Below are 12,773 nucleotides of genomic sequence, written 5' to 3'. Positions count from 1 at the left end.
ACCGCCGGGGCGCCGGGCCGGAAGGTCAGGCCGCGGACTCGGTGGTCTTGGCCTTGGCCTTGCTCTCGTCGAGGGCCGCGAGCTCGAAGTCGGCCCGGGGCTGCTCGATGGTGGCGAGCGAGATGGTCTCGCGCTTGAGGAACAGCGCGAGCGTCCAGTCCGCGATGACGCGGATCTTCCGGTTGAACGTCGGGACCATCGCGCCGTGGTAGCTGCGGTGGAAGAACCACGCGGGCCAGCCCTTGAGCTTGATGCCGAGGGGGTTCGCCACGCCCTTGTGCAGGCCGAGGCCGGCGACGGTGCCGAGGTTGCCGTGCACGTACGGCTTGAGCGTCTTGCCGCGCAGCGACCGGACGATGTTGTCGCCGAGGAGCTTGGCCTGGCGGACGGCGTGCTGCGCGTTCGGCGGGCAGTACATCCCGTCCTGGGTGAGGTCCGGGATCGCGGCGTTGTCACCGGCGGTGAACGCCCGGACGAGGCCCTCGACGGTGAGGTACTCGGTGCCCTTCACCCGGCCGCGCTCGTCCAGCGGCAGGTCGCCGTGCCGGACGACCGGGGACGGCTTGACGCCGGCGTTCCAGACCAGCGTCCCGGCCGGGAAGCTGCTGCCGTCCGACAGCTCGATCTGCCCGTCCACGGCCGATTCGAGATAGGTCTTCATCTTCACGGCGATGCCGCGGCCGCGCAGCTGCTCCGCGGTCCACCTGCCCATGTCGGGACCGACCTCCGGCAGGATCCGGTCCGTGGCCTCGACCAGGACGAACCGCAGGTCCTGCGGGGTGACCTTGCGCATGTACTTCGTCGCGTCGCGGGTCATGTCCTCCAGCTCGGCGACCGCCTCCACGCCGGCGAACCCGCCGCCGACGAACACGAAGGTCAGCGCCTTGCGGCGCAGTTCCACGTCGTCGGTCGACTCGGCGATCTCCAGCTGCTCCAGGACGTGGTTGCGCAGGTGGATGGCCTCGCCGACGGTCTTCAGGCTGATGCCGTTCTCGGCGAGCCCGGGGATGGGCAGCAGCCGCGGCACCGCGCCGGCCGCCATGACCAGGTAGTCGTAGGAGATCCGCTCCGGGGGGCCGGCCAGCGGCTGGACGATGGCCCATCGCTCGTCGTGGTTCAGCTCGGTGACGCGCGCCTTGCGGACGGTGCACTTCGGCAGCACCCGGCGGAGCGGGACGACGACGTGCCGCGGGGAGATGTTCCCGGCGGCGGCCTCGGGAAGGAACGGCTGGTACGTCATGTACGAGTTCGGGTCCACGACGGTGACCTTGACCTCGCCACGCCTGAGCTCGCGCTTCAGCTTCTTCTGCAGGCGCAGGGCGGTGTACATGCCCACATAGCCGCCACCCACGATGAGGATGTGGGGAGCGCCAGGGGTCCCCTCGGCGGTCCTGGCCATTGCGGCCCTCCAATGTCACGGTCGGCTTGTGAAGACATTCACAAGCTACCTGATGGAACGTGCCCGGCACCAATCGATAACCATGAAAGAACCTCGAAACTTCCCGTTCTGGCAAAGCAAGGGCCACGATCGGATGTGAAACCCGCCACTACTTCCCAAATTTTCGGATGGATCGGGACAAACCACGCATGACGAAGGTCACAGGGCCCGGCGCGCGCGGGCGTCGCCCGGAGCCGGGTGAACGGCCCGTTCCACTCCCGCGGAAGGCCTATCGTTGGGGCGGACGAGGAAGGGGGCGCCGGCGGCGGGACGCGCGCGGCCGGGGCAGCGGCCGGGATGGCGGCGGTCCGGCGGCGCGCGGCGTACGATCTCGCCCGGGAGCGTATCGATGATGAGCAGAGACCGGCGTCCGATCCTGGCCGCGGCGGGCGCCCTCGCGCTCGCCGGGACCGTGGGCGGCTGCGGGCTGATCGGCCAGCCCGAGAACAAGAGCGCCGAACTGTCGGAATGGTTCACCGTGACCAGCCCGGTCTTCCGCGATGGCGGCGACTTGCCCCCGCGATACGGCTGCAGGACGTACTCTGGCGGACAGGATGGCAAGACCCCACCGCTCCGTTGGTCGGCACCGGCCGGGACCAAGTCGATCGCGATCGTCATGGACGACCCGGACGCCTCGAGCGGCGCGCGCGTCCACTGGGTGATCGCGGGCATCGACGGAACGGTGAACGAGATCGTCGAGGGTGCCAGGCTTGACAAGACCGTCGAAGGGTTGACCACTGGCAACGAGAAGGCGGGCTACGTGCCGCCGTGCCCGCCCAAGGGAGAACGGCATCGGTACCGGTTCACCATCTACGCGCTGGACGAGCCGGCACCGTTCCGGAACGGCGCCGAACTGAAGGACTCGCTCCCCGCCATCGCCGAGCACACGGTGGGACGCGGACGGATCACCGGGAACTTCGGCGGCGAGCAGGCGCGTTGACCGTGGAGCCTGTGAGCACAGGGTCAGGGCGGACCCCTCGGGGGGCTGAAGCTGACAGGGGTGTGCGGGTCGGCGAAGTTGGCCGATCGGTACGCGCCGTGTGAGGGTAAATGTGCGCGAAGGGTGTGACAACGGTCATAGCGGTCGGAGAGAATCGGGGCACGCCGGGACGGCGGATACCCGTGACATTCCGGACGCTGGCGACAATCGGGACGGACCCGCGGTCCGCGCCGGCAACTCTCGCCGGGCCTAGGCATTGGGTGGTGGCATGACTTCTTACATCGTGGTCTTCGGCCTCATTGTGGTCGTGGTCCTCGTGGTCGTCCTCGTGGCCCTCGGCCTGCGGGCCAGCAGGGCGGGACGCGACGACGACGACTGGATGGACGACGAGCCGCAGAAGCAGCCGCGCGGCCGCCGCGGAGCCCCGCCGCAGGAGCCGATGGGCGGCCCCGACGAGTACGGCCCCGGCTACAACGACGGCTACAACGACGGCGGCTACGACGGCGGCTATGACGAGGGCTACGACGGTGGCTACGACCGCGCGCCCGAGCCCGTCCCCGACCGCCGCGTCGCCGGCGGCGGCGGCGGTCCGCTCGCCGCCCCCACCTCCGCCCCGGCCCCGCCGCCCCCGCCGCCGGGCCCCGCGTCCGACGAGATGGAGGACGACGACTACTGGGCGACGATCACCTTCGACAAGCCCAAGTTCCCGTGGCAGCACGACCACGACGGCGACCGCCCCGAGTCCGACCCCGCCGCGGACCCGCTGAACGCGCAGGCTCCCCCGCCCGACCAGCCGCCCGCCGAGCCGCCCAACCTCACCCAGCCCGTCTCGATGGGCGCCGACGGCACCGTCCTCAACGGCCTCGGCGGCGGGACGGGCCCGCAGCAGATGCCCGCGGGCCCCGGCGGGTTCCAGGGCGGCCCCGCCTTCCCGAACAACGACCCGGGCGCTACGTCGCTCGACCCGATCCCGGCCGACCTCGCCGGACCGGGGGTGCCGGGCGGCCCGCAGGCCCCCTACGGCGTCCCCGACCAGCCGGCGTACGGCGGGCAGGAACCGCAGCCCGCCTACGGCGCGGCCGACTACGGTCCCGGCGACCCGTCCTACGGCGGCCAGGACCAGTACGGCTCGCCCGAGTACGGCTCCCCCGAGCCGTCCTACGGCGACTACAACGCCGACCCGCTGGGGAACCGCCCCGCCGCCGGCCCGCCTCCCGGCGGCCGCACCGACTTCGACCGGCCGGGCGCCCCGCCCGCCCCCGGCGGCCCGCTCGGCGGCGACCCGCGGGTGTCCGACCCGCTCGGGCTGCCCCTCGGACGCCCCGAGGAGCCGGCCGCCCCGCCCGCTCCCCCGGCGCCTCCCGCCCCTCCCGCCCCTCCCGCCCCTCCGGTCCCCGCCGCCCCGGCGGCGGCGCTCGGCGGCACCGGCGGCGGGTCCGACACCGACGGGCACAAGCTCCCGACCGTGGACGAGCTGCTCCAGCGCATCCAGTCCGACCGGCAGCGGTCGGCGGGCGGCGCTCCCGCCGAGTCGGGCGGCTCCTACGGAGGCGGCTCCCTGAACGACCCCCTGGGCGACCCGCTCAGCACCGGGTCCTTCGGGACGACCTCCTCCGCCCCGCCGAGCCCGCCCGGCACCGGGAACACCGGCCCGTGGCCGTCGCAGGCCGGCGGCCAGAGCGGCGGCTACGACCCCGGGCTCGGGGGCGGCTCCGGCTACGACTCCGGGCTCGGCGCGCCGTCCGGGTACGGGCAGGGCCAGCAGAGCGACGGCTACCCGACGGCCCCCGCCTACGGCGAGTCGCCGCGCTACGACGACCCCCTGAGCGGCGGCCGGGAGCCCTTCGGCGCCTTCGGCGGTACGGAGGGCGGTGCCCCCGGTCCCGGCGGAGCCGGCAACTACGGCGACTTCAGCGGCAGCAGCTACAACGGCGGCGACCCGCTGGCCGCGCCGCACGACCCGGGCGCCTCCGGCGGGTACCAGCAGGACCCGAACGCCACCCAGGCGTACGGCTCCGGCTACTACGGCGGCTCGCAGCAGCAGCAGGGCGGCGGGTACCCGCAGGGCGGGCAGCAGAACGAGGCCGGCCAGTACGGTTCCCGCCAGCCCGCCGCGGACGACTGGGAGAACTACCGCCGCTGAGGCACGCGCGCAGGGCCGAGGGCCGCCGGATCCGTCCGGCGGCCCTCGGCGTGTCCGGGCCCGGCCGTGTCCGGGGTGAAGCACCGGGAATCCTGGTTATATACATAGAGTGACTACGAAGCCACTCAACGTCTCCAGCTTCCGACAGGACCTGCTCGCATCGTTCGTCGTCTTCCTGGTCGCGATCCCGCTGTCGCTGGGAATCGCGGTGGCGTCCGGGGCGCCGGTCGCCGCCGGGCTGATCGCCGCGGTCGCCGGCGGCATCGTCGCCGGGCTGATCGGCGGCTCGCCCCTCCAGGTCAGCGGCCCCGCGGCCGGCCTGACCGTGATCGTCGCCGAGCTCATCCAGACCTACGGCTGGCGCGCCACCTGCATGATCACCATGCTGGGCGGGCTGCTACAGCTCGCCCTCGGCGCCGTCCGGGTCGCCCGGGCCGCGTTCGCCGTCTCCCCCGCCGTCGTGCACGGGATGCTCGCCGGCGTCGGCGCCGTCCTCGTCCTCGCCCAGGTGCACGTGGTGCTCGGCGGCAGCCCGGAGCGGTCGGCCGTCACCAACCTGCGGGAGCTGCCCGGCCAGCTCGCGCACCCGCACACGCATCCGGCGCTGCTCGGCGGGCTGACGATCCTCGTCCTGCTGATCTGGTCGCGGCTGCCCCGCGGCGGATGGCTGCGCCTCGTCCCCGGCCCGCTGCCCGCGATCGCCCTCGCGACCGCCGCCGTCTGGGCGCTCGGCTGGAACGCACGGCGGGTGGACCTCCCGGACACCCTCTTCGGCGACTGGCACGCCCCCGTCCTGCCGCAGGGCGATCTGCCCGGGATCGTGGGAGCCGTCCTCTCCGTCGCGCTCGTGGCCGCCGTCGAGTCGCTCCTGTGCGGCGTGGCGATCGACCGCGCCCGTCCCGCCGGCGTCCGGCACGCCGACCTCGACCGGGAGCTCATCGGCCAGGGCGCCGGCAACACGGTGTCGGGCCTGCTCGGCGGCCTGCCGATCGCGGGCGTGATCGTCCGCAGCACGGCCAACCTGGAGGCGGGCGCGCGCTCCCGGGCGTCGTCGGTGCTGCACGGTGTGTGGGTGCTCGTCCTCGCGCTGTCGTGCGGCCCGCTGATCGAGCAGGTTCCGCTCCCGGCCCTCGCGGCCCTGCTGATCGTGCTGGGCGTCAAGCTGATGGACACCGCCCGTGTCCGTGACCTTCGCCACCACCGCGAGGCGCCCGCCTACTACGTCACCTTCGCCGGCGTGGTCCTCCTCGGCCTCGGCGAGGGCGTGCTGCTCGGCATCGCCGTGATGGCGGTGCTGGCGCTGCGGCGGCTCACCCGCCTGACGGTCCGTGCCGAGCACCTGATCCCGGAGCCGGGCGACGCCCCCGGCCCGCCCCGGGTCCACGTGGTGGTGGAGGGCACCCTGACCTTCCTCGGCGTTCCGAAGGCGACCCGGGTGCTCCAGGACGTCCCGGCCGGTTCCAGCGTCGACCTCGACCTCAACGTCGACTTCATGGACCACGCCGCCTTCGACGCGATCCACCAGTGGCGGCTCGCCCACGAGCGCCAAGGAGGGAGGGTCGATATCGACGAGATTCACGAGGCTTGGTATGAAAGAGCCGTGACAGGCGAAATGTCCCAGCCGCGGAAGACTCCCCCGCACACCCGCTGGTGGGCGCCCTGGGAGAACCGGCGGCGGCGTTCCGAGGCCGAGCTGGACGCGCCCGACATGTCCCCCGCGGACGTGCTGCTGAACGGCGTCCGCGAGTACCACGGCCGCACGGCCCGGCTCGTCCGGCCGATCATGGCCGAGCTGGCGATGGAGCAGAAGCCCGAGCACCTGTTCATCACCTGCGTGGACTCGCGCGTCGTGCCCAACATCATCACCGCGAGCGGCCCCGGCGACCTGTTCATCAACCGCAACGTCGGCGCCCTCGTCCCCCGGCACGGCACCCGGACCCCGGACGACTCCGTCGCCGCCACCGTCGAGTACGCGACCAACGTCCTGGACATCCGGACGATCACGGTCTGCGGCCACTCCAACTGCGGCGCGATGGCCGCGCTGCTGGCCGGCGGCACCGAGGTCGAGCATCTGGAGGGCCTCTCCCGCTGGCTGAAGCACGGCAACCACAGCCTGGCCCGCTTCCTCGCCGAGAAGCCGTCCGGCGACGAGCCGCCCCTGACCCGGCTCTGCAAGATCAACGTGATGCAGCAGCTCGACAACCTGCTGACCTACCCCTGGCTCCGGGAGCGGGTCGAGTCCGGCGAGATCGAGCTGGTCGGCCTCTACCTGGACCTCCAGTCCGCCACTGTGGAGATCCTGGACCGGCCCACCGGAACCTTCGTCCGCGTCCCCGACGAGATCCCCGATTCCCGGCCGCTCACATGAGGCGCGGGCCGCCCCCCGCCGCGGGCGGCCCGCCTTCGACCGCGCTCACCAGCGTCCGACGAGCTCGTCGTCGCGGCGCGCGTAGTCGCGTATGTACATTCCCGTCACCCGGCGCGCCCGCCGCGCGCGCCGGTCGGACGCCGGAAGGAACAGCGCGTCGCGCCGGCTGGCGCGCGAGAAGTCCCACAGGTACACCAGGCCCCCCATCATCCCGGCGAGGACGAGGGCCATGAACACGATGACGAACATCAGCGCTCCTCTCGACGGGACCCAGCACCCGGCCCCGCCGCCGCCACCGATCAGGGTGATCAGCTCTTACCAGGACGGTAAGCGCCTTGTTTCCGGCCCTCTGTGTCGTATGACCCGTTTCTCCCGAGTCACACGGCGCAACCCCCACCGCCGGAGGGCGGTCATGTGCCCATGATGCGCCCTCCGGCAAACGGCCTCGCCAACGACCGAGCGACTAGGGTACGGCCGTGCCCTACCACCACCAGAACATCATTCAGAAGTTCGGCTCGGACGGGAATTTGGAGCGTACCTGGGTACTTCCGCGAGCCGTCGACGAGCCGTTGCGGCCGCACGTCATGATGAGCGACGACGGCAACATCATGATGGGGTGGGTAGTGACGGAAGAGATCGCGCCTATCCTGCAGCCGTGGGTTGACGAGCCCATCGACCTAGCCTCCGGAGAATGGCACATCTCTTGTGATGGGTATTGGGACTGACCGACTGCACTCAGGTGTGCCACGGTACGTCGGGGTCAGTAGCACCAGCCTCCAACTCGAATAGAACTGGACGATTCCGCACTTGCGTGGGGGCGGGGCCTCATAGCCGGGACCGGCGGACGGATCGCCGCTGCCACCTACCCGTATCAGTCGGCATGTGGTGGCGTGTTGCCGCTCGTCAAACGGTCCGGACTCCTTTGGATTTCGCGTCGACCGACCGGCTTAGGGCCTTAGCCCACTGCTGACCGCCGTTGAAAGGCGGCGAGCCATGCGTCGAATCAGCTGCGCGTGCGGCCCGGTTCTCAGGTCCTCATGCTTCCCACGGTCGGACCCATCTACGGCAATACGGGCGATGTCATCCGGAATGGGTTCATGCGCATGAGTCCGCGCACCGGCAGCCATTTTTTCAACATCTCCCCATCGACGCCGCCTGCTGCCACCCGGCCACCGGCTGCTGCGCTGCCGCCCGTTTAGGCGTGCCTGTTTCCGAAGTGTCGCGGTGGTCTGGGGCGCAAGTCCGTCACGACGGCCGTTGGCCTCTTGGGCCCGGTTTCGTGGCCCTGATGGGGTGGGTGGGGCGGACGAGCCGGCCTGTAAGCCGGGTTCTGTGCCCGCCGGCCCTTGCGGGGCGGCGGGTGACGGCCATCCATCTCGGACCGCCGTTGCCGGCGGCCTCCAGCGGTCTACCCGCAGGCTCGGGCGGGCCGCCCTCAGGCACCTGCGCGGGGCCTCTTGCGGGGCCCCTTCTTGACCTTGCTCCGGGTGGGGTTTACCGAGCCGCCCACGTCACCGTGGGCGCTGGTGAGCTCTTACCTCACCGTTTCACCCTTACCACCGGCGGACCGGTGGCGGTCTGCTTTCTGTGGCACTGTCCCGCGGGTCACCCCGGGTCGGCGTTACCGACCACCCTGCCCTGTGGAGCCCGGACTTTCCTCGACGGGGATCGCTCCCCGACGCGGCCGTCCGGCCGGCTCGTCCGCCGTACGTCAAGGTTAGCGGGTGCGTGAGGCACTCACGCACCGCTCTTCAACGGTGTGCAAGTCGGCTCGCACACCTCTAGGGGAGCGTGGTCAGGGCCTGGTCCAGGCGGGACTGTGGGATGGCGTGGTCTTCCATTCGGCCGGACAGGAAGCGGTCGTAGGCGGCCATGTCGAGGTGGCCGTGGCCGCAGAGGGCGGTGAGGATGACCTTGGGTTCGCCGGACTCCGCGCAGCGGCGGGCCTCCTCCACCGCGGCGGCCAGCGCGTGGGTGGGCTCCGGGGCAGGAACGATGCCCTCCGTCCGGGCGAACAGGACGCCGGCCTCGAAGCATTCGCGCTGCGGTTTGGCCGTCGCCTCGAAAAGGCCCAGGTCGTACATGTGGGAGAGCAGCGGGGCCATGCCGTGGTAGCGCAGGCCGCCCGCGTGGATGGGGTCGGGGACGAAGTCGTGCCCCAGCGTGTGCATCTTGAGCAGCGGCGTGAACCCGGCGGTGTCACCGAAGTCGTAGGCGTAGTGGCCGCGGGTGAAGGACGGGCACGCGGCCGGTTCCACGGCGCGGACGACCGGGTCCATGCGGCCCCGCAGTTTCTCGCGGAGGAACGGGAAGAACAGCCCGGCGAAGTTGGAGCCGCCGCCCGTGCAGCCGACGATCAGGTCGGGGGTGTCGCCGGCGAGGGCGAGCTGTTCGAGGGCCTCCTCGCCGATGACGGTCTGGTGCATCAGGACGTGGTTGAGGACGCTGCCCAGGGCGTAGCGGGTGTCCTCGGGGGCGGCGGACTCGACGGCCTCGCTGATCGCGATGCCGAGGGAGCCGGGCGAGTCCGGGTCGTCCGCCAGGATCTTCGCGCCGGACGAGGTGAGCGGCGACGGGCTCGCGTGCACCTGCGCCCCGAACAGCTCCATCATCGAGCGGCGGTAGGGCTTCTGGTCGTAGGAGGCGCGCACCATCCAGACCTCGCAGTCCAGGGCGAACTGCGCGCAGGCGAAGGCGAGGGCGCTGCCCCACTGGCCGGCGCCGGTCTCGGTGGTGAGGCGGCGGACGCCCTGGCACGCGTTGTAGTAGGCCTGCGGAACGGCCGTGTTCGGCTTGTGGGAGCCGACGGGCGACACGCCCTCGTACTTGACGTAGATCCGGGCGGGCGTGCCGAGGGCCCGCTCGAGGCGGTGGGCGCGGATCAGGGGCGTGGGGCGCCAGAGCCGGTAGACCTCGCGGACCTCCTCGGGGATGTCGACGAAGCGGTCGCCGCTGACCTCCTGGGCGATGAGGTCCGCCGGGAACAGCGGCGCCAGATCGTCTGAGCCGACCGGCTCGCGCGTCCCCGGGTGCAGGGGCGGGGGCGGCGGCGCCGGCAGGTCGGGGACGACGTTGTACCAGCGGGCCGGAAGCCTCGACTCGTCCAGCAGGATCTTCGTGGTCACGCCGCCTCCCCGCGCACGATGCCTAGTGCGGAGGGTAGGCGGCCAGGGGCCAGGTGGGAAGGCCGGTTGCGGTCAGGCCGGAAGGTGGTGGGTGTCGTTGTAGGTGCGCAGGGTGGCGGGGCCGTCGGCGTACCAGTCGATGGACGAGAGCGACGCCACGTCCAGGTGCATCCGGTACAGGGCCGACATGGGCGCGCCCAGGGCGTCCTTCACCAGGAGCTTGATGGGCGTGACGTGGGAGACGACCAGCACCGTCTGCTCGCGGTAGCGGACCTTCAGCTTGTCCAGCGACGTGCGGACGCGGCGCGACACCCGGGCGAAGCTCTCCCCGCCGGGCGGCGCGGCCTCCGGGTCGGCCAGCCACGCCTTCAGCTCGGCCGGCCATCCCCGGCCCGCCTCGGCGAACGTGAGGCCCTCCCAGTCGCCGAAGTCGGTCTCCCGAAATCCGTCCTCGACGCGGACGTCCAGGCCGGTGACGGCGGCGACCTCGGCGGCCGTGTCGCGGCAGCGGGCCAGAGGGGAGGTGACGATCGCGTCCAGGCCGCGATCCTTGAGGGCGAGGGCGGCACTGCGGGCCTGGGCGACGCCGTTGGCGGTGAGCGGGATGTCACCGATCCCGGCGAAGCGCTTCTCGGTCGACAGCGGCGTCTCGCCGTGCCGCAGCAGCAGGGTGGTCATCGGCGTGCCCGAGACGGGACGCGGCGGCGGCTCGGGCTCCCCGGGCGTCTCCTCGACCTTGCGGGTCCAGTGCTCGCCGCGGGCCGCGGCGTCCATGGCCTCGTTGGCGAGCCGGTCGGCGTGCGCGTTCCGGTTGCGCGGGATCCAGCCGTAGGACACCGAGCCGAGCGCGGCGGCGACCTCCCGGGCCTCCAGCGCCAGCGGCACCATGTCCGGATGCTTGATCTTCCAGCGGCCGGACATCTGCTCCACGACGAGCTTGCTGTCCATCCGGACCTCGACCCGGGCGGACGGGTCGATCCCGGCGGCGGCCCGCAGCCCCGCGATCAGGCCCCGGTACTCGGCGACGTTGTTGGTGGCGTGCCCGATCGACTCGGCGACCTCGGCCAGCACCTCGCCGGTCAGCGCGTCCCGGACCAGCGCCCCGTACCCGGCCGGGCCGGGGTTGCCGCGCGACCCCCCGTCCGCCTCGACGACCAGCTTGCGGGAGCTCACAGGCCCGACTCGGGCGTGCGGACGAGGATGCGGCGGCACTCCTCGCAGCGGATGACCTCGTCCTCGGCGGCGCTGCGGATCCGGTTGAGGTCGACGGTGTTCAGGGCCAGGTGGCAGCCCTGGCAGGCGCCGCGGAACAGCTTGGCGGCCCCGACGCCGCCGAACTGGCCGCGCAGCTTCTCGTAGAGCGCGAGCAGCTCGTCCGGGACGTCCTTGGCGACCGCGGTGCGCGCGGTGCTGGTCGTCCCCGCCTCCTCGTCGATCCCGCGCTGGGCCTCGTCGCGCCGCCCGGTGAGGGTCTCCAGCTCCTCCTGCGCCCCGGACCGCTCGGCCCGCAGCGCGGCGACCCTGCCCTCCGCCTCCTCGGCCCGCTCCATGATCTCCAGCACGACCTCCTCCAGGTCGGACTGGCGGCGCTGCAGCGACTCGATCTCCGCCTGGAGGCTGCCGAGGTCCTTCGCCGAGGTCACCTGCCCCGAGTCGAGCCGTTGCCGGTCGCGGTCGGCGCGGGTGCGGACCTGGTCGACGTCCTGCTCGGCCTTCTTCTGCTCCCGCTGCAGGTCGCCGACCTCGGTCTCGGCCGCCACGATCGCGTCGCGCAGCTCGGTGAAGCGTGCCTCCAGCCGCTCGATCTCCGCCAGCTCGGGCAGCGTCCGGCGGCGGTGCGCCAGCCGGTCCAGCGAGCTGTCGAGGTCCTGCAGGTCGATCAGGCGAAGCTGGGCTTGCGGTGCGGCTTTCACTGTGCTCCTTCTTCGTGAAGGCGCCACGCGTCGGTGACGAGCGTGGACACCCGTGTCTCCAACTTGCCCGCTTCGGGGGAGGACCCGGCCAGGCGCCGTTCGGCGTCGGCGAGCCACGGCCACTCGGTCGCCCAGTGCGCGGCGTCCACCAGCGCCGGCCCGCCGTCCTCGGCGAACTCCGACGCGGGATGGTGCCGCAGGTCGGCGGTGAGGTAGGCGTCGACACCGGCGGCCCGCGCGGTGCCGAGCAGGGAGTCGCCCGCGCCGCCGCACACGGCGACCGTGCGGACGGGACGGTCCGGATCGCCCGCCGCGCGGACGCCCCACGCGGTCGCCGGCAGCCCGGCCGCGACCCGGCGGGTGAACTCCCGCAGGGTGACCGGCTCGTCCAGCTCCCCGATCCGGCCGAGGCCGCGCCGGGGATCGTCGTCGGCGGGGACCATCGGACGCAGCCCGCCGGTGAGGCCGACGGCCCGCGCCAGCGCGTCCGACACGCCCGGGTCGGCGCGGTCGGCATTGGTGTGCGCGGTGTGCAGCGCGATCCCGTTCCTGATCATGCGGTGGACGAGCCGTCCCTTCGGCGTGGTCGCGGCGACCGAGTGCACCCCGCGCAGCAGCAGCGGATGGTGCGTCACCACGAGGCCGGCCCCCCACTCCAGCGCCTCGTCGATCACCGCGGCCACCGGGTCGACCGCGAACAGCACCCGGTCCACGTCCTGGTCCGGGTCGCCGCAGACGAGGCCGACGGCGTCCCAGGACTCCGCCCACGCGGGCGGGTAGAGCTCCTCCAGAGCCGTGATGACATGGGATAGGCGCACGTCCCGCAGGCTACCGCGCCGAGCCGCT

Annotated in this window: 10 protein-coding genes and 1 other RNA gene; 4 read left to right on the top strand and 7 right to left on the bottom strand. The window is 72.5% G+C overall.

The window, feature by feature from the left end; all coding sequences use genetic code 11:
* Positions 1–25: 25 nt before the first annotated feature.
* A complete protein-coding gene (locus tag BM339_RS06205; RefSeq protein WP_021600125.1) occupies positions 26–1,399 on the bottom strand; it encodes an NAD(P)/FAD-dependent oxidoreductase in 1,374 nt (457 codons plus the stop codon).
* 391 nt (positions 1,400–1,790) lie between these two features.
* Between BM339_RS06205 and BM339_RS06200 the strand changes: the two genes are divergently transcribed.
* From BM339_RS06200 to BM339_RS06190, 3 genes are all read left to right on the top strand, one after another.
* The gene (locus BM339_RS06200) at positions 1,791–2,378 is read left to right on the top strand and encodes a YbhB/YbcL family Raf kinase inhibitor-like protein (protein ID WP_021600124.1); all 588 of its coding nucleotides are present in this window, start codon (positions 1,791–1,793) and stop codon (positions 2,376–2,378) included.
* A 268-nt stretch (positions 2,379–2,646) separates the two neighbouring features.
* The gene (locus BM339_RS06195) at positions 2,647–4,521 is read left to right on the top strand and encodes a hypothetical protein (RefSeq protein WP_143118297.1); all 1,875 of its coding nucleotides are present in this window, start codon (positions 2,647–2,649) and stop codon (positions 4,519–4,521) included.
* A gap of 109 nt (positions 4,522–4,630) precedes the next feature.
* On the top strand, positions 4,631–6,889 hold the full coding sequence (locus BM339_RS06190) for a SulP family inorganic anion transporter (RefSeq protein ID WP_075020207.1): 2,259 nt from the start codon (positions 4,631–4,633) through the stop codon (positions 6,887–6,889).
* Positions 6,890–6,934: 45 nt separating this feature from the next.
* On the opposite strand, the gene BM339_RS06185 is transcribed toward BM339_RS06190, so the two are convergent.
* Positions 6,935–7,138: a hypothetical protein gene (locus tag BM339_RS06185; protein WP_075020206.1), complete on the bottom strand. Its 204-nt coding sequence runs from the start codon at positions 7,136–7,138 to the stop codon at positions 6,935–6,937.
* A gap of 227 nt (positions 7,139–7,365) precedes the next feature.
* Here BM339_RS06185 and BM339_RS06180 point away from each other — a divergent pair, with 227 nt between their 5' ends.
* Positions 7,366–7,614 carry a hypothetical protein gene (locus BM339_RS06180; protein WP_021597438.1) on the top strand — a complete coding sequence of 83 codons (249 nt, stop codon included), beginning with the start codon at positions 7,366–7,368 and terminating at the stop codon, positions 7,612–7,614.
* Positions 7,615–8,192: 578 nt separating this feature from the next.
* Here the strand turns inward: BM339_RS06180 and rnpB are convergent.
* From rnpB to BM339_RS48445, 5 genes are all read right to left on the bottom strand, one after another.
* Positions 8,193–8,589, bottom strand: an RNA gene (gene rnpB, locus BM339_RS06175) — RNase P RNA component class A.
* A gap of 81 nt (positions 8,590–8,670) precedes the next feature.
* The gene (locus BM339_RS06170) at positions 8,671–10,014 is read right to left on the bottom strand and encodes a TrpB-like pyridoxal phosphate-dependent enzyme (protein WP_075020205.1); all 1,344 of its coding nucleotides are present in this window, start codon (positions 10,012–10,014) and stop codon (positions 8,671–8,673) included.
* Between the two features lie 72 nt (positions 10,015–10,086).
* A complete protein-coding gene (locus tag BM339_RS48455; protein ID WP_075020204.1) occupies positions 10,087–11,187 on the bottom strand; it encodes a bifunctional RNase H/acid phosphatase in 1,101 nt (366 codons plus the stop codon).
* Positions 11,184–11,927, bottom strand: coding sequence for a zinc ribbon domain-containing protein (locus tag BM339_RS48450; RefSeq protein WP_021597441.1), 744 nt, complete (start codon positions 11,925–11,927; stop codon positions 11,184–11,186). The genes BM339_RS48455 and BM339_RS48450 overlap by 4 nt, the downstream gene beginning before the upstream one ends.
* On the bottom strand, positions 11,924–12,745 hold the full coding sequence (locus BM339_RS48445) for a Nif3-like dinuclear metal center hexameric protein (RefSeq protein ID WP_075020203.1): 822 nt from the start codon (positions 12,743–12,745) through the stop codon (positions 11,924–11,926). Before BM339_RS48445 ends, BM339_RS48450 begins: the two co-directional genes overlap by 4 nt.
* Positions 12,746–12,773 lie beyond the last annotated feature (28 nt).

It is taken from the genome of Actinomadura madurae, from assembly GCF_900115095.1.
GTDB lineage: Bacteria > Actinomycetota > Actinomycetes > Streptosporangiales > Streptosporangiaceae > Spirillospora > Spirillospora madurae.
Note: the sequence above shows the minus strand (reverse complement) of the source record. Positions and strands in the feature narration are given on the sequence as shown.